At 67.7% G+C, this 16,606-nt stretch carries 17 protein-coding genes; 14 read left to right on the forward strand and 3 right to left on the reverse strand.

Going from position 1 to position 16,606, the window contains the following annotated elements:
* The first annotated feature begins 1 nt into the window (after window position 1).
* Window positions 2–853, forward strand: coding sequence for a class III extradiol dioxygenase family protein (locus ACFO27_RS12885; RefSeq protein ID WP_376817686.1), 852 nt, complete (start codon window positions 2–4; stop codon window positions 851–853).
* A 22-nt stretch (window positions 854–875) separates the two neighbouring features.
* On the opposite strand, the gene ACFO27_RS12890 is transcribed toward ACFO27_RS12885, so the two are convergent.
* Complete coding sequence (locus ACFO27_RS12890) at window positions 876–1,595, reverse strand: alpha/beta fold hydrolase (RefSeq protein ID WP_376817687.1); 720 nt, start codon at window positions 1,593–1,595, stop codon at window positions 876–878.
* 176 nt (window positions 1,596–1,771) lie between these two features.
* Here ACFO27_RS12890 and ACFO27_RS12895 point away from each other — a divergent pair, with 176 nt between their 5' ends.
* From ACFO27_RS12895 to ACFO27_RS12920, 6 genes are all read left to right on the forward strand, one after another.
* The gene (locus ACFO27_RS12895; RefSeq protein ID WP_323023686.1) at window positions 1,772–2,290 is read left to right on the forward strand and encodes a MarR family winged helix-turn-helix transcriptional regulator; all 519 of its coding nucleotides are present in this window, start codon (window positions 1,772–1,774) and stop codon (window positions 2,288–2,290) included.
* Window positions 2,291–2,424: 134 nt separating this feature from the next.
* Window positions 2,425–3,462 carry an aromatic ring-hydroxylating dioxygenase subunit alpha gene (locus ACFO27_RS12900; RefSeq protein ID WP_376817688.1) on the forward strand — a complete coding sequence of 346 codons (1,038 nt, stop codon included), beginning with the start codon at window positions 2,425–2,427 and terminating at the stop codon, window positions 3,460–3,462.
* Between the two features lie 53 nt (window positions 3,463–3,515).
* Window positions 3,516–4,490 carry a PDR/VanB family oxidoreductase gene (locus tag ACFO27_RS12905; RefSeq protein WP_376817689.1) on the forward strand — a complete coding sequence of 325 codons (975 nt, stop codon included), beginning with the start codon at window positions 3,516–3,518 and terminating at the stop codon, window positions 4,488–4,490.
* 35 nt (window positions 4,491–4,525) lie between these two features.
* Entirely contained in the window at window positions 4,526–5,716 is a 1,191-nt protein-coding gene (locus tag ACFO27_RS12910) for an ABC transporter substrate-binding protein (protein ID WP_376817690.1), read from the forward strand.
* A 101-nt stretch (window positions 5,717–5,817) separates the two neighbouring features.
* Window positions 5,818–6,825 (forward strand): aldo/keto reductase, encoded by a 1,008-nt coding sequence (locus tag ACFO27_RS12915; RefSeq protein ID WP_376818055.1) that lies wholly within the window; start codon window positions 5,818–5,820, stop codon window positions 6,823–6,825.
* A gap of 90 nt (window positions 6,826–6,915) precedes the next feature.
* Window positions 6,916–7,809, forward strand: coding sequence for an NAD(P)-dependent oxidoreductase (locus ACFO27_RS12920; protein WP_376817691.1), 894 nt, complete (start codon window positions 6,916–6,918; stop codon window positions 7,807–7,809).
* Window positions 7,810–8,119: 310 nt separating this feature from the next.
* On the opposite strand, the gene fic is transcribed toward ACFO27_RS12920, so the two are convergent.
* Together fic and ACFO27_RS12930 are read right to left on the reverse strand one after the other, a co-directional pair.
* Window positions 8,120–9,238, reverse strand: a complete 1,119-nt coding sequence (fic, locus tag ACFO27_RS12925; protein ID WP_376817692.1) for a protein adenylyltransferase Fic — start codon at window positions 9,236–9,238, stop codon at window positions 8,120–8,122.
* Window positions 9,239–9,391: 153 nt separating this feature from the next.
* On the reverse strand, window positions 9,392–10,306 hold the full coding sequence (locus ACFO27_RS12930) for a LysR substrate-binding domain-containing protein (RefSeq protein WP_376817693.1): 915 nt from the start codon (window positions 10,304–10,306) through the stop codon (window positions 9,392–9,394).
* A gap of 178 nt (window positions 10,307–10,484) precedes the next feature.
* Between ACFO27_RS12930 and ACFO27_RS12935 the strand changes: the two genes are divergently transcribed.
* Genes ACFO27_RS12935 through ACFO27_RS12965 form a run of 7 tightly spaced genes read left to right on the forward strand, consistent with a single transcriptional unit; the run spans window position 10,485 to window position 16,584 of the window.
* Window positions 10,485–11,621 (forward strand): 4-oxalomesaconate tautomerase, encoded by a 1,137-nt coding sequence (locus tag ACFO27_RS12935; protein ID WP_376818056.1) that lies wholly within the window; start codon window positions 10,485–10,487, stop codon window positions 11,619–11,621.
* Window positions 11,622–11,678: 57 nt separating this feature from the next.
* On the forward strand, window positions 11,679–12,707 hold the full coding sequence (locus tag ACFO27_RS12940; RefSeq protein ID WP_376818057.1) for an amidohydrolase family protein: 1,029 nt from the start codon (window positions 11,679–11,681) through the stop codon (window positions 12,705–12,707).
* Between the two features lie 21 nt (window positions 12,708–12,728).
* Entirely contained in the window at window positions 12,729–13,424 is a 696-nt protein-coding gene (gene ligK, locus ACFO27_RS12945; protein ID WP_376817694.1) for a 4-carboxy-4-hydroxy-2-oxoadipate aldolase/oxaloacetate decarboxylase, read from the forward strand.
* Between the two features lie 9 nt (window positions 13,425–13,433).
* A complete protein-coding gene (locus ACFO27_RS12950) occupies window positions 13,434–14,351 on the forward strand; it encodes an amidohydrolase family protein (protein ID WP_376817695.1) in 918 nt (305 codons plus the stop codon).
* Window positions 14,352–14,354: 3 nt separating this feature from the next.
* Window positions 14,355–14,747, forward strand: coding sequence for a protocatechuate 4,5-dioxygenase subunit alpha (gene ligA, locus ACFO27_RS12955; RefSeq protein ID WP_376817696.1), 393 nt, complete (start codon window positions 14,355–14,357; stop codon window positions 14,745–14,747).
* Window positions 14,744–15,613, forward strand: a complete 870-nt coding sequence (locus tag ACFO27_RS12960) for a class III extradiol dioxygenase subunit beta (protein WP_376817697.1) — start codon at window positions 14,744–14,746, stop codon at window positions 15,611–15,613. Before ligA ends, ACFO27_RS12960 begins: the two co-directional genes overlap by 4 nt.
* Window positions 15,610–16,584 carry a Gfo/Idh/MocA family oxidoreductase gene (locus ACFO27_RS12965; protein ID WP_376817698.1) on the forward strand — a complete coding sequence of 325 codons (975 nt, stop codon included), beginning with the start codon at window positions 15,610–15,612 and terminating at the stop codon, window positions 16,582–16,584. The genes ACFO27_RS12960 and ACFO27_RS12965 overlap by 4 nt, the downstream gene beginning before the upstream one ends.
* Window positions 16,585–16,606 lie beyond the last annotated feature (22 nt).

Here is a 16,606-nt window from a genome sequence, read left to right on the forward strand (position 1 = left end):
CATGGCGCACATCATCGGCAGCATCAGCACGTCCCACGTGCCGGCCATCGGCGGGGCGCTGGCCCGCCAGAAACAGCAGGATCCGTACTGGAAGCCCTTCTTCGACGCCTACGGCAAGGCGCGCGAATGGCTGGGGCGCGAGCGCCCGGACGTGGTGGTCATCCTGCACAACGACCACGGCCTGAACTTCTTCCTCGACAAGATGCCGACCTTCGCGGTGGGCGCCGCGGACGTCTACAAGAACGCCGACGAAGGCTGGGGCATTCCGCCGCTGGCGGCGGCGCGCGGCTGCGTGGACCTGTCCTGGCACATCGTCGAGACCCTGGTCGAGGACGAGTTCGACATCACCACCTGCCAGGAAGCCCTGATCGACCACTCGGTGTCGCTGCCCCTGGCGCTGCTCTGGCCGGAAGGCAAGGAAGCCGGCGAATGGCCGGTGGAGATCGTGCCGGTGTGCATCAACACCGTCCTCGCGCCGTATCCGTCGGCCGCGCGCTGCTACCGGCTGGGCCAGTCGCTGCGCCGCGCCATCGAATCCTGGGACGACGACCGGCGCGTGCTGGTGATCGCCAGCGGCGGCCTGTCGCACCAGCTCGACGGCGAGCGCGCCGGCTTCATCAACAAGCCCTTCGACCTGCAGTTCATGGACAGCATGGTGGACGATCCGACCTGGATCACCCAGTACTCCAACGACGAACTGGTCGAACTCACCGGCACCCAGGGCATCGAGCTGCTGATGTGGGTGGCGGCGCGCGGCGCCCTGGACGACACGCCGGTCAAGCGGCACCACGCGCATTACCACGTGCCGATCTCCAATACGGCGACCGGACTGCTGGTGCTGGAACCGGCGTAAACGCGCCCCCGGTCCGGCCGGGTCAGGCCGCCAGCCCCCGCCGCGCCAGCCAGTCCGTGATCGCGGACAGGCAGGCCGCGGGCGCCTCGAACGGCGCCATGTGGCCGGCGCCCTCGATGGCTTCCAGGGCCGCGTCCGGCACCCTGGAAGCCATGTCCGCGTGGCGGTCGAGCGGGCTCCAGCGGTCCTCGGTGCCGCTCATGAGCAGCACGGGGCAGGCGATGCGGCCCAGCAGTTCCGTCGCGTCGGGCCGCTCGATCAGGGCCTGGATCTGGCCGGCGAACGAGTCCGGCGTCGAGCGCAGGACCATCGCGCGCATCCTGGCCATCAGGGCGGCGTCGTCCCGGGTCCGGGGCGCGATCATGCCGTCGAGCCAGCCGTCGGCGATGGCCTGGATGCCGCCCGCCCGGGCGGCGCGCACCAGGGCCGTGCGTTTTTCGGTCTCGCCTTCGCCCAGTCCCCGGTAGCCCGTGTTCATCAGGATCAGGGCGCGGCAGCGCGCCGGCGCCTGGCGCGCCATTTCCAGGGCGACGCGTCCGCCCATCGAATGCCCCGCCACGATCAGCGGTCCGGCCGTGCGGGCCAGCACGTCGCGCGCCGCCCCGGGCAGGGAGCCGATGCCGCTCAGGTTCGCGGCCAGGACGTGGCCCAGGCGCGAAAGCGGACCGATGAAATCGGTCCAGGTGTCCGCGTCGCACAGCAGGCCGTGCAGCAGGACGAAGGTGGGGCGCGTATCGTTCATGAAGACTCCTGGAAATGACGGCGGGGGATGGATGCGTGCGCGGTCCGCGCCGGCCGGTTCGCGCGGCGGGCGCGGTCTGGACGATAATCCGGGTTGATGGAAAAAGGGCGCGGGGGCGGCGCCCGTCCGTATCCTTTTCCGGCCGCGCGCCCGGCGGCTTCCGGCGAGATGCGCGCATGCCCGATCCGATCCTGCGAGAACCTCTTTACACCCAGCCCGGCCACCTGCTGCGCCGCGCGCAGCAGATTTCCGCCTCGATCTTCCACGACGAGATCGGCAGCCGGGTCACGCCCATGCAGTATGCCGTGTTGTGCGTGCTGCTGGACAATCCCGGGGTCGACCAGGTGTCCGTGGCGGGGCTGGCGGCCATCGACACGTCCACGGCGGCCAGCGTGGCGATGCGGCTGGAGGAAAAAGGCCTGCTGTCCCGGCGGGTGGACCCGGCGAACCGCCGCCAGCGGATCCTGACGCTGACCGACCGGGGGCGGGACCTGCTGCTGGAACTCAACGACGCCATCGGCCGCCTGCACCGGCGCATCTTCGAGAAATTCTCGCCCCGGGAAGAGGCCCGGTTCATGGAACTGCTGCAGAAGCTGGTGGACGTGAACAACCACCAGAGCCGGGCGCCGCTGACGGCGGCGCGGTCCGGGCTGGCCGGAAGCCCCGCTGAAGACCCTGTTCCAGGCGGGGTCTAAGGGTAAGCACCGATATGGCATCGTCGTCGGAGAAAATAGGATATCCCTAAATGTTCAGTGTACTGAATATTCTTTCGAACGACGAACGACATACGGAGCCGCACGATCGCGGGCGGCCCGCCAGGAGACCGACGATGTTCCCCATGAATGCCTGGTACGTGGCCTGCACGCCCGACGAAATCGCGGACAAACCCCTGGGCCGCACGATCTGCGGCCAGCCCGTCGCGCTCTACCGGGGCGCCCAGGGCCGGGTCGCGGCGCTGGAGGATTTCTGTCCCCACCGGGGGGCCGCGCTGTCGCTGGGCTCGGTCGTGGACGGCAACCTGATGTGCGGCTACCATGGCCTGGTCATGGGCTGCGACGGCAAGGCCGTCTCCATGCCCAGGCAGCGGGTGGGCGGCTTCCCCTGTATCCGCAGCTACCCGGTGGTCGAGCGGCACGGCTTTGTCTGGATCTGGCCGGGCGATCCCGCGCTGGCCGACGAGTCCGCCATTCCCGACCTGTTCTGGGCCGGCCATCCGGAATGGGCCTACGGCGGGGGGCTTTATCATATCGGCTGTGATTACCGGCTGATGATCGACAACCTGATGGACCTGACCCACGAGGCCTACGTGCACACCGACAGCATCGGCCAGGGCGAGATCGACGAGGCGCCGGTCCAGACCCGCGTGGAAGGCGACCAGATCGTCACCAGCCGCGTCATGCACGGCATCGTCGCGCCGCCTTTCTGGCAGGCGGCCATGCGGGCCCACGGCCTGGACGACCAGGCGCCGGTCGACCGCTGGCAGATGTCGCGGTTCACCGCACCGGGCCATGTGCTGATCGACGTGGGCGTGGCACTGGCGGGCAAGGGCGGCTTCGACGCCGATCCCCGCGACAAGGTCTCGGCGGTCGTCGTGGATTTCATGACGCCCGAGACCGAGTCCTCGCACTGGTATTTCTGGGGCATGGCCCGCCACTTCCAGCCCGGCGACGCCGCCCTGACCGATGCGATCCGCGAAGGGCAGGGCAGGATCTTCAGCCAGGATCTGGCCGTGCTGGAGGCGCAGCAGCGCAACCAGCGCAATTTCCCCGGCCGCCGGCTGCTGGCGCTGAACATCGACGCCGGCGGCGTGCGGGCGCGGCGCGTCCTGGACGATCTGGTCCAGGCCGAGGCCGCGGCCGCCGGCTGAGGACCTTATGGAGGGTCCGGCATGTCCGCCGGGCCGATTGGAAAGAGAAAGACATGATCACCGAATCCCTGTCCGTGCGGGTGGCCGGCAAGCACCAGGCCGCCCGGGACGTCGTCAGCCTCGAACTGGTGGACCCCGATGGCGGCCCGTTGCCGGAATTCTCGCCTGGCGCGCACATCGACGTGCACCTGCCGGGCGGCTTCATCCGCCAGTACTCCCTGCTCAACGACTGCCTGCAGCGTTCCCACTTCCTGATCGGCGTGCTGCGCGAGCCGCAATCGCGGGGCGGGTCGGCGGCTGTGCACGACCTCGTGCGGGTCGGGGACCTGCTTCGCATCAGCGCGCCGCGCAACCGCTTCCCGCTGGTGCCGGCCGAGCGCAGCCTGCTGTTCGCCGGCGGGATCGGGATCACGCCGCTGCTGTGCATGGCGCGCCGCCTGCGGGCGACGGACGCGGCCTTCGAGTTGCACTACAGCTGCCGTTCCCGCGACCGCGCCGCCTTCCTGGACGAGATCCAGGGACCGCTCCTGGCGGGGCGGGCCCAGGCGCACTTCGACGACGAGCCGGACACCGCCCTGGACGCGCGGGCCATCCTTTCGGCGGCCGGCGAGCGCACCCACGTCTACGTCTGCGGGCCGTCGGGCTACATCGACTTCATCCGCGCCCAGGCGCGCGACGCCGGCGTGGACGAGGCGCGCATCCACTTCGAGCGCTTCGCGCTCGGTGAGGACGAGCATCCCTCGGCGCCGGTCGAGGGAGACACGGCCTTCCAGGTCAAGCTGGCCAGCACCGGCGAAGTCTTCGACATCCCGGCCGACGAGACCATCACCTCGGCCCTGGACCGGCAGGGCGTGTTCATCCCGGTGTCCTGCGAGGAAGGCATCTGCGGCACCTGCCTGACGGGCGTGCGCGAAGGCGTGCCGGATCATCGCGACAGCTATCTCACCGACGCCGAGCACGCGGCCAACGACCAGTTCACGCCGTGCTGCTCGCGCGCGCGGACCCCCATGCTGGTGCTGGACCTGTAGACACGGGACAGCGCCTTCATTGCACGCATTTCACGATGACAAGACAAGGAGACAACGTGAAGCATACGATCGGTAAATTGCTGGCCGCCTGCGTCTTCGCGGCCGGAGGTCTGGGCGCGGCCCAGGCGCAGGACCTGAAGGTCGGCATGATCCTGCCGCTGTCGGGGCCGTTCGCCTCGACCGGACAGCAGATGGTGAACGGCGCGAAGCTCTACCTGAAAGAGCACGGCGACACGGTGGCGGGCCGCCGGATCGTGCTGATCGACAAGGACGACACCGGCGTGTCGCCCTCGATCAGCAAGCGCCAGGCGCAGACCCTGCTGATCCAGGACAAGGCCGAGATCCTGGCCGGCTTCGGCCTGACGCCGGGCGCGTTTTCCGTCGCGCCCCTGGCGACCGAGGCCAAGGTGCCCATGGTCGTGATGAACGCCGCGACGTCCTCGATCACCGAGAAGTCGCCCTACATCGTGCGCACGTCCATGACCCTGCCGCAGGTGGCCGCTCCGATGGCGAGCTGGGCGGCGGCCAACGGCATCCGCAAGGTCTACGTCGCCGTGGCCGACTATGGTCCCGGCCACGACGCGGCGGCCCAGTTCAAGAAGACCTTCACCGCCGCGGGTGGCGAGGTGGTGGGCGAAGTCCACACGCCGCTCACCAGCCCGGACTTCGCGCCGTTCCTGCAGAAGATCAAGGACGCCAGGCCGGACGCGATCTTCCTGTTCGTGCCCAACGGCGAACAAGGGGTCGCCTTCGCCAAGAGCTACAAGGAGCGCGCCCTGGCCGACGCCGGCATCCGGCTGCTGGCCACCGGCGACGTGGTCACCGAGGACGTGCTCGCGGCCATGGGCGACAACGCCCTGGGCATGATCACCTCGTTCCACTACTCCCAGGCGCACGACTCGCCGGAAAACAAGGCCTTCGTCGAAGCCTACGCCCGGGCCTATCCCGGCACGCGGCCCAACATGGTGGCGGTGGCGGCCTACGACGGCATGCGCCTGATCCGCGAGGCCCTGGAAAAGACCCAGGGCGACGCCGGCGGCGACGCCTTCATGGCGGCGGTCAAGGGGATGAAGTGGACCAGCCCGCGCGGCCCGGTGGAAATCGATCCGCAGACGCGCGACATCGTCCAGAACGTCTACATCCGCAAGGTGGAGAAGGTGGACGGCGTGCTGCAGAACGTGGAATTCGCCACGGTCGAGGCGGTCAAGGACCCCGGGAAGATGTAGCGCAGGATGATGCGCCGGGGCTCCATAGCAATCCGGCATAGCTGCTAGTGACGCGCCCGGTCTTACCGGGCCGTCCCGTTTATGGGGATAATCGGGTCATGATGACGACGAAGACGACGACGCGCACGCTGGCCGGTTTCCCGATCTTTTCCATCGGCCTGGGCTGCATGAGCCTGAGCCACGGCTACGGCCCGGCGGCCGCTCCGGCCGATGCCGAAGCCCTGCTGCTGGGGGCGCTGGACCGCGGGGTGACGCTGTTCGACACGGCGGCCCTCTACGGCTTCGGCCACAACGAGGAACTCCTGGGCCGGGTGCTGGCCCCGCATCGCAGCCGCTTCATGCTGGCCAGCAAATGCGGGATCTTCCGCGAGAACGGCCAACGCCGCATCGACGGCCGGCCCGAGACCCTGCGCCGCACCTGCGAGGATTCGCTGCGCCGCCTGCGCACCGACGTGATCGACCTGTACTACCTGCACCGCTGGGACAAGTCCGTGCCCATCGAGGACAGCGTGGGCGCGCTGGCCGACCTGGTCCGCGCGGGCAAGATCCGCGCCATCGGCCTGTCCGAAGTCTCGGCCGCCACGCTGCGGCGGGCGCACGCCGTGCATCCGGTCGCCGCCGTCCAGAGCGAATATTCCCTGTGGTCGCGCGAGGTCGAGATCGCCGTCCTGGGCGCCTGCCGCGAACTGGGCGCAGCGCTGGTGGCCTTCAGCCCGCTGGGGCGGGCGTTCCTGGCCGACGGCCTGCCCGATCCGGCGGCCCTGGACGATGGCGACCTGCGGCGGCGCATGCCGCGCTTCCAGCCCGACACCTTCGCGCACAACCAGGCGCTGCTGGCGCCGCTGCGGCGCATGGCCCTGGATCATGGCTGCACGCCGGGCCAACTGGCGCTGGCCTGGCTGCTGCATCAGGGAGAGGACGTCATCCCCATCCCCGGGACGACCCGGCTGGCGCACCTGGAGGAAAACCTGGGCGCGGTCGATGTGCGGCTGGACGCGGCGGCCTGCGATGCACTGGCGCGGCTGTTCGCCCGCGACCGGGTCGCGGGCGAACGCTATGGCGCCGCCACGCAGGCGGAAGTCGACACGGAACAGTTTCCGGCGTCCTGAGGACGCCTCGCGGCCCGTCGTCCGCGTCGGGCCGGGCCGGGCGCGCGATCCGCGCTTGAATCGGCATCATTGAATGGAGCTTCGAAAGCGATGCAAGGCACTCGACTGGGTTTGATCGGCTATGGCGAGGTCGGCGGCATTTTCTGCGCCGGTCTGAAAACGGAGGTGGACAGCGTCCATGCCTGGGACATCAAGCTGGCCGACGCGGCCGCGTCGGCGCCGCTGCGTGAACGCGCGGCGCGCGACGGCGTGACGCTGTGCGATTCGGCGGCGGCGCTGTGCGCGGCGAGCGACCTGGTGATTTCCGCCGTCACCGCCTCGAACGCCGTGGCGGTGGCGCGCGAGGCGGCCGCGCACCTGCGGCCGGGCACCATCTTCCTGGACCTGAATTCCGCTTCGCCGGGGGCCAAGCGCCAGGCCGCCGGACTGGTCGAGGCCGCGGGCGGGCGCTACGTCGAGGCGGGGGTGATGACTTCGGTCCCGCCCTACGGCATCCGGGTGCCGATGCTGCTGGGCGGGCCGCACGCCGAGGCCCTGGCCGAGCGGCTGCGCGCCTTCGGCATGGACGCCACCGCCGTGTCGCCCGAACTGGGCGTGGCCTCGGCCATCAAGATGTGCCGCAGCGTGATGATCAAGGGCCTGGAGGCCCTGGTGATCGAAAGCTACACCGCCGCGCGCGCCTACGGCGTCGAGGACTACGTGCTGCCCACGCTGCAGGAAACCTTCCCGTCCATCGACTGGACGGAGCAGGGCCGTTATTTCTACAGCCGCGTCGTGCAGCACGGCCGCCGCCGCGCCGAGGAAATGCGCGAGGTCGCCAACACCGTGCGCGAGGCCGGCTTCGAACCCTGGATGGCCGCCGCGACCGCCGAGAAGCAGGACTGGGTCGCCGGGCTGGCCGCCCAGGGCCTGTTCGCGGGCGTCGAAGCGGCGGGCGGCTGGCAGGCCTATGCGGACCGGCTGATCGCGCAGGCGCGGGATTAGGCCGTATTGTCGCCAGCGACTATTGATGATCTTTCTGATAATTCTTTGAAAATCATATCGATCAGGTTTTGCGGGTCGGTCCACCCTGGCTGCTTCCAGAGCTCAGTGGAAACTGAGATATTCGTTTCCGCCAATGACCCTGTGCTTACAATATTCATCGTCGTCCTGTTTATCCAAAGTTCCCACGTTACAGGGCATTAGCTGGGTTTTTCGCATCTCTGCCGAGCGGATCAGGCTTCGTTAATTATTTTTTTTGCTCTGATACAAGCTCCGCCAATTAATGTATCAGCCCATCAACTGCCTGTCACATTCAGGTGTAAGCCTGGAATTGGCTGTTGTCCCGGCTGAGCAGTTGCATCAGCTTTGGGTGGATGAAGAGCTTTTCTTTGCCAAATGGCATTTCGCGCAACACGCCCAGGGCGGTCAGGTCGTGCAGGTAGCGTGAAGCGGCCTGGCGTTGGGCAATGCCTTTGTCCACCAGGTTGCCGATGCGGCAATAGGGCTGTTCAAAGATGACGTCCACCAATTCGCGAGTGTAGATCTTGGGTAGGCGCGCGCGCACGTATTCGGTGGTGTGCTCGGCCAGCGCGCGGATGGCGGCGATCTTGTCGGTGGTCCAGCGGGACGTATCGGTCACGGCCTGCAGCATGAACAGCAGCCAGGGTTCCCAGGCTTCGTCTCGCGTGACGTTGAGCAGCAGGCGGTAGTAGTCGGCTTTGTGCGCGATGATATGGCGGCTGAGATACAGGATGGGCAGGGTCAGCAAGTCCTCCTGGATCAGATAAAGGATGTTGAGCACCCGGCCTGTGCGGCCGTTGCCATCGGTGAAGGGGTGGATGGCTTCGAATTGATAGTGACCTACCGCCATGCGGACCAAAGGGTCCAGCGCGGCCTGGTGATGCAGGAAGCGTTCCCAATTGGCGAGCAGGTCGCGCAAGCGGGCTTCACCTTCGGGTGGAGTGTAGATCACTTCGCCGGAGCGGTTGTTGGCGAGCTGGGTGCCTGGCGTACGGCGAATGTCCATGTCCACCCCTTTCAGGGTGCGGCAGACATCCACGGCAGTGGCGGTGCAAAGCGGCCGCGCCTTGAGTGACTGAAAGCCTTGGTGCAGCGCGGTGCGGTAGCGGAGCGCCTCTTTGGTGGCGGGATCGGCGTTGTCGTGGCCCTGCGCGTGCTGGAACAGCTTGTCGGTCGTGGTGACGATGTTTTCAATTCCCGAACTGTCTTTGGCTTCCAGCAGCGGGATGGTGTTGATCAGCATCGCCTGATTGGGGATGAGTTCGGCGGCTTGCTTGAGTTCGGCCAATGCCGCGCGCGCCTCGATGCAGGCTTTGAGCACGGCCCTGCTTTCCAGGTCGTGTGCCGGGGGGAGTGAGGGCAAGCGGTTGTGGGGCCGTTCGGGATGCCAGGCGAGGGCGGCATTGGTCATGATGCAAAAATGATGTTTTATCGACACGTCCGCAGCTTATGTCGCCGCCAACGACACGTCAAGAAGACGTGTTTCAATTTTCCTGAAATGAGTACATATCTCGGGCTCGGGTTGCGTGCGACGACATGACTGGAGCAAGCCGTCGCCACGCCGTCACGCCGCCCGCGTCATCGCCGGCGGATACACCTGACGCACCGTGGTGCGGATCAGTTCCAGCATCGCCTTCTGCGTCAGGGTGGTGATCCGGCCCGCCGCCGTCGCCAGGTACAGGCGGCTGCGCAGTTCGGGCTGGGTGATGGGCCGGATGTGATAGTGGTCCGGCTGCGCCGAGGTCAGGACGGCATGCTCCGTCAGGATGGCGTAGCCGGTGCCGTCGGCCACCAGGTCCAGGATCGCCTGGACGCTGTCGATTTCCAGACGGATGTTCGGCCGGGCGCCGATCAGCGCCATTTCCGATTCCAGCAGCATGCGCACGGTGTGCGGCCGGTTCGGGATGATCAGGGGGATGTTGACCAGCGCGTGCAGCGGCAGCGGCTGGTCCGAGGGATGCGGCCCCCGGGTACCGACCAGATACAGCCGTTCGCTGGTCAGCGGCGACAGGTCCAGGTCGGCGGACGGGGAGGGATTGTACATCAGGGCGATGTCCAGGCGGCCCGCCAGCAGCCATTCCTGCATGACCAGGGACAGGCCCTCGCTGATCGACAGGCTGGCGTTCGGCAGCCGCTTGCGGAACTGCCGCGTCAGTTCCACCGTCATCATCTTCGAGGCGCTGGGCGCGATGCCCAGGGCCACGCGGCCGGCTAGCGCGCCCTGGACCCGGCCCATGTCCTCCTTGGCTCGGTCGACCTGGTGCAGGATGCCGCGGCAGTGCTCCAGCAGCAGCTTGCCGGCCTCGGTGGTGGTGACGCCGCGTCCGTTGCGGTTCAGCAGGTTCTGGCGCAGTTCGACCTCCAGCATGCGGACCTGGCGGCTGAGGGCCGGCTGGGCGATGTTCAGAGCGTGCGAAGCCTGGGTGAAGCTGCCCAGTTCGGCGACGCGCATGAAGTATTCCAGTTGCTTGAGATCCATGGCCTCGATGTCGTATTAGGGTTTACCCTAAAATTCGGTATTGCACTATGTGAATCATATCATTTCGGCATAGCTGATAGTGGACGTATGCCCTTATGAATTGCATGGCGCGCGCCCATAATGAGCCCATCAAGGGAGCCTTGGATTCAGGGGTTCCCAGGCACAGCATGGTGACATGATGCAGAAACCCATTCCAGCCTTGTTCATGCGCGGCGGCACGTCGCGCGGGCCGTTTTTCCTGGAATCCGACCTGCCCCCGGACACGGCGGCGCGCGACCGGGTGCTGCTGGCGGTGATGGGCTCGCCGGACCGGCGCCAGATCGACGGCCTGGGCGGCGCCCACCCCCTCACCAGCAAGGTCGGCATCGTGCGGCCCGGCACGGTACCGGGCGTGGACCTGGAATTCCTGTTCGCGCAACTGCAGCCCGACCGCGACACGGTCGACACGACAGCCAATTGCGGCAACATGCTGGCGGCGGTCGTGCCCTTCGCGCTGGAGCGCGGCCTGATCCAGCCCCAGGGCGACGAGACCACTGTCCGCGTGCTGACCCGCAACACCGGCATGCAGTGCGACATCACCGTCCTCACCCCGATGACGCCGGAAGGCCGCCGGGTGTCCTACGAGGGCGATGCGCGCATCGACGGCGTGCCCGGCCGCTCGGCGCCGATCACGATCAATTTCCTCGACACGGCTGGCTCGGTGTGTTCGGGCCTGCTGCCCACCGGCCGGGTGCGCGACCGCGTGCGCGTCGAGCCGCCGGCCGGCGCGGACTTCGAGGCCTTCGAGATCGAGGTCACCTGCATCGACAACGGCATGCCGCTGGTACTGTTCCGCGCCGGCGACGTGGGCTGCACGGGGCACGAGACCCCGGCCGAGCTCAACGCCGACCAGGCGCTCAAGGCCCGCATCGAGGCCCTGCGGCTGCGCACGGGCGAACTGATGGGCCTGGGCGACGTGTCCTCGCGCAACTATCCCAAGATGACCCTGGTGTCCGAGCCCCGGGAGGGCGGGGCGATCAGTACCCGCAGCTTCATCCCGCACGTCTGCCACGAGGCCATCGGCGTGCTGGCGGCGGTGACGGTGGGCACGGCCTGCGTCCTGGAAGGCTCCGTGCCGCACGACCTGGCGCGCCTGCCCGAAGGCGCGCGCAAGGCTGTGTCGATCGAGCACCCCAGCGGAGAATTCACGGTCGAGCTGGAGCTCGACCCCCAGGATCCCCAGAAGGTCGTGCGCGCGGCGCTGCTGCGCACCGCGCGGCTCATCATGCGCGGCGAAGCGATGGTGCCGGCCTCGGCCTGGTCCCAGGCGCGCTGATCATCCCGGATACGGCGTCACACAGAAAAGGAATCGTAAGACATGAGCAGAAAACCCCTGATCATCGATTGCCACGGCCATTACACGACGGCGCCCCAGGCGCTGGCCGACTGGCGCGACCGGCAGATCGCCGGCATCCAGGATCCCGCGCAGCGGCCCAGCCCCTCGGACCTGCGCATCGGCGACGACGAACTGCGCGAAAGCATCGAGGCCAACCAGCTGCGCCTGATGCGCGAGCGTGGTTCCGACCTGACGATCTTCTCGCCGCGCGCCAGCTTCATGGCGCACCACATCGGCGATTTCCAGGTGTCCAGCACCTGGGCGGCGATCTGCAACGAGCTCTGCCACCGGGTCGCGACGCTGTTTCCCGAGCATTTCGTCATGGCCGCGATGCTGCCGCAGTCGCCGGGCGTCGATCCGGCCACCTGCATCCCGGAACTGGAAAAGTGCGTCAAGGAATACGGCGCGGTCGGGATCAACCTGAACCCGGACCCGTCCGGCGGCCACTGGACTTCGCCGCCGCTGTCGGACCGTTCCTGGTATCCCATCTACGAAAAGATGGTCGAATACGACATCCCCGCGATGATCCACGTGTCCACCAGCTGCAACCCGTGCTTTCACACCACGGGCTCCCACTACCTGAACGCCGACACCACGGCCTTCATGCAGTGCCTGACCTCGGACCTGTTCAAGGACTTCCCGACCCTGCGCTTCGTGATCCCGCACGGCGGCGGCGCCGCGCCCTACCACTGGGGCCGCTTCCGCGGCCTGGCCCAGGCGCTGAAGAAACCGCTGCTCGACGAACACCTGCTGAACAACGTGTTCTTCGACACCTGCGTCTACCACCAGCCGGGCATCGACCTGCTGACCAAGGTGATCCCGGTGAAGAACGTATTGTTCGCCTCCGAGATGATCGGCGCGGTGCGCGGCATCGATCCCGAGACCGGGCACCATTTCGACGACACCAAACGCTACATCGAAGCCGCCGCGACGCTCAGCGACGCCGATCGCTTCCAGATCTACGAGGGCAACGCGCGCCGCGTGTATCCGCGCCTGGACGCCGCCCTGAAGGCCAAGGGCCTGTAACGCATTAGGAGGAATACGGACATGAGCACCCCTCTGAACCAACTCGGCGTCGTCCATCGCACGATCCAGCGCGCCGATCCCGCCGCGGTCGAACAGCTTTCGCGCTTCGGCGTGGCGACCATCCACGAGGCCATGGGCCGCGTCGGCCTGATGAAGCCCTACATGCGCCCCGTCTGGCGCGGCGCGCGCATGTGCGGCACGGCCGTCACCGTGCTGCTGCAGCCGGGCGACAACTGGATGCTGCACGTGGCCGCCGAACAGATCCAGCCCGGCGACGTGGTCGTGGCCGGCTGCACCGCCGACAGCACCGACGGCTTCTTCGGCGACCTGCTGGCCACCTCGTTCAAGGCGCGCGGCGCGCGCGGCCTGATCATCGACGGCGGCGTGCGCGACGTCGACACCCTGGAATCCATGGACTTTCCGGTGTTCAGCCGCGCCATCAGTTCCAAGGGCACCATCAAGGCCACCCTGGGCTCGGTCAACATCCCCGTGGTGTGCGCCGGCGCGCAGGTGAACCCGGGCGACGTGGTGGTGGCCGACACCGACGGCGTGGTGGTCGTGCCCGCCGCCGTCGCCGCCCAGGTCGCCGCCAAGGCCCAGGCCCGCGAGGACAACGAAGGCGCCAAGCGCGACATCTTCGCCTCGGGCGTGCTGGGCCTGGACTACTACAAGATGCGCGAGGGCCTGGAGAAGGCCGGCCTGAAATATATCGACTGAGGATTGACGATGACCACCGCCGAAACTTTCACCAAGACCCCGGGCTGGCTGGACTACTACGACGGCCCGAGCCGTCCGCGCTTCCGCCTGCCCGCCGGCGCGGTGGACGCCCATTGCCACGTATTCGGCCCCGGCGCGGTGTTTCCCTACGCGCCGGAGCGCAAGTACACGCCCTGCGACGCGCCCAAGGAAGCCTTGTTCGCCCTGCGCGACCACCTGGGCTTCGAGAAGAACGTGATCGTGCAGGCGACCTGCCACGGCACCGACAACCGCGCGCTGGTCGATGCGCTGCGCGCGTCCGGCGGCCGGGCGCGCGGGGTGGCGACCGTCTCGCGCGAGGTCACCGACGCCGAACTGCGGGCCATGCACGAAGCCGGCGTGCGCGGCACGCGCTTCAATTTCGTCAAGCGCCTGGCCGATTTCACGCCGCGCGAAGTGCTGGCCGAGATCGCCGCGCGCATCGCGCCGCTGGGCTGGCACGTGGTGGTTTATTTCGAGGCGCAGGACCTGCCGGAACTGTATGATTTCTTCACCGCCTTGCCGACCACGGTGGTGGTCGACCACATGGGCCGGCCCGACGTGACCAAGCCTGTGGACGGTCCGGAATTCGGCCTGTTCGTGCGGATGATGCGGGAGCACCCGAACATCTGGAGCAAGGTCAGCTGCCCGGAACGCCTGAGCCAGTCCGGCCCGCCGGCCCTCGATGGCGAGCAGGACGCCTACCGCGACGTCGTGCCCTTCGCGCGTCGGCTGGTGGAAACCTTCCCCGACCGCGTGCTGTGGGGCACCGATTGGCCGCATCCGAACCTGAAGTCCCACATGCCCGACGACGGCCTGCTGGTGGATTACATCCCCCGGATCGCGCCGACGGCCGAGTTGCAGCGCAAGCTGCTGGTGGACAATCCGAATCGCTTGTACTGGAGTTGAGCCATGTCCCTGAACAAGCCCTATACCGACGTGCCCGGCACGACCATCTTCGACGCGGACCAGTCCCGCAAAGGCTACCACCTGAACCAGTTCTGCATGTCGCTGATGAAGGCGGAGAACCGCGAACGCTTCCGCGCCGACGAGCGCGCCTACCTGGATGAATGGCCCATGACCGAGGAGCAGAAGCAGGCCGTGCTGGCGCGCGACCTGAACCGCTGCCTGGAACTGGGCGGCAACATCTACTTCCTGGCCAAGCTCGGCGCCACCGACGGGCGTTCCTTCCAGTACATGGCGGCCAGCATGACCGGCATGTCCCAGGAAGAATACGCCGCGATGATGCTGGCCGGCGGCCGCAGCATCCAGGGCAACCGCCGCACCGGAGAAAAACAGTCATGAACCAGACGCATGCCCGAATCAGCGCGAGTGTCTACACCTCGCACGTGCCCGCGATCGGCGCCGCCATCGACCTGGGCAAGACCGGGAACGACTACTGGGCGCCCCTGTTCAGGGGCTACGAGCCGTCCAAGCAATGGATGAAGGACCATCGCCCCGACGTCATCTTCCTGGTCTACAACGACCACGCCACGGCGTTCAGCCTGGAGATGATCCCGACCTTCGCGATCGGCTGCGCGGCGCAGTTCAATCCGGCCGACGAGGGCTGGGGCGCCCGCCCGGTGCCGCCCGTGATCGGCCATCCGGCCCTGGCCGCGCACATCGCCCAGTCGGTGATCCAGCAGGACTTCGACCTGACGATCGTCAACAAGATGGACGTGGACCACGGCCTGACGGTGCCGCTGTCGCTGATGTGCGGCCAGCCCGAGGCCTGGCCGTGCCCGGTGATTCCCTTCGCCGTCAACGTGGTGCAGTACCCGGTGCCGTCGGGCCGCCGCTGCTTCGAACTGGGCCGCGCGATCCGCCGCGCCATCGAAAGCTACGACGAGCCCCTGAACGTGCACATCTGGGGCACGGGCGGCATGAGCCACCAGTTGCAGGGGCCGCGCGCCGGCCTGATCAACCGCGAATTCGACAACGCCTTCCTGGACCGGCTGATCGCCGATCCGGCCGGCCAGGCCGACGTGCCGCACATCGACTACGTGCGCGAGGCGGGCTCGGAAGGCATCGAGCTGGTGATGTGGCTGATCGCCCGCGGCGCCATGGCGGACGCGGCGGGCGGCCCGGCGCCGCGCGTTGCGCACCGCTTCTACCACGTGCCGGCCTCGAACACGGCCGTGGGCCATCTGATCCTGGAGGAACAATCGTGACGGAACGCACCCTGAAAGTCGCGCTGGCCGGCGCCGGCGCCTTCGGCATCAAGCACCTGGACGGCATCGCCCGCATCGATGGCGTGGAAGTCGTCTCGCTGGTCAGCCGGGACCTGGACAAGACCCGCGCGGTCGCGCAGAAATACGGCGTCGGCCACGCCACCACCGAGCTCGACGAGGCGCTGGCGCGTCCCGAGGTCGATGCCGTGATCCTGTGCACGCCGACGCAGATGCACGCGGCCCAGGCCATGGCCTGCCTGCGCGCGGGCAAGCACGTCCAGGTCGAGATCCCCATGGCCGATTCCCTGGCGGACGCCGAGGCCCTGGTCGCGCTGGCGCGCGAAACCGGCAAGACCGCCATGTGCGGCCATACGCGGCGCTTCAACCCCAGCCACCAGTACGTGCACCAGCGCGTCGAACGCGGCGAATTCCACATCCAGCAGATGGACGTGCAGACGTATTTCTTCCGCCGCACCAACATGAACGCGCTGGGCGAGCCGCGCAGCTGGACCGATCACTTGCTGTGGCACCATGCCGCGCACACGGTGGACCTGTTCGCCTACCAGTGCGGCAGCCCCGTCGTGCGGGCCCACGCGGTGCAGGGCCCGATCCACCCGGAACTGGGCATCGCCATGGACATGTCCATCCAGCTCCAGGCGGCCAACGGCGCCATCTGCACGCTGTCGCTGAGCTTCAACAACGACGGCCCGCTGGGGACCTTCTTCCGCTACATCGGCGACACGGCGACCTACATCGCCCGCTACGACGATCTGTTCACCGGCCGCGACGAGGCCATCGACGTCAGCCGCGTGGCCGTGTCGATGAACGGCATCGAACTGCAGGACCGCGAATTCTTCGCAGCCATCCGCGAGGGGCGGGAACCGAACGCCAGCGTGGCCCAGGTCCTGCCGTGCTATCGGGTGCTGCATGATCTCGAGCAGCAACTGTCCGGCCAGACGGCCAGGGCATGATTCACCCTTTCTTCCTTACAAA

It is taken from the genome of Castellaniella denitrificans (genome assembly GCF_042653765.1).
Classification (GTDB): Bacteria; Pseudomonadota; Gammaproteobacteria; order Burkholderiales; family Burkholderiaceae_B; genus Castellaniella; species Castellaniella denitrificans.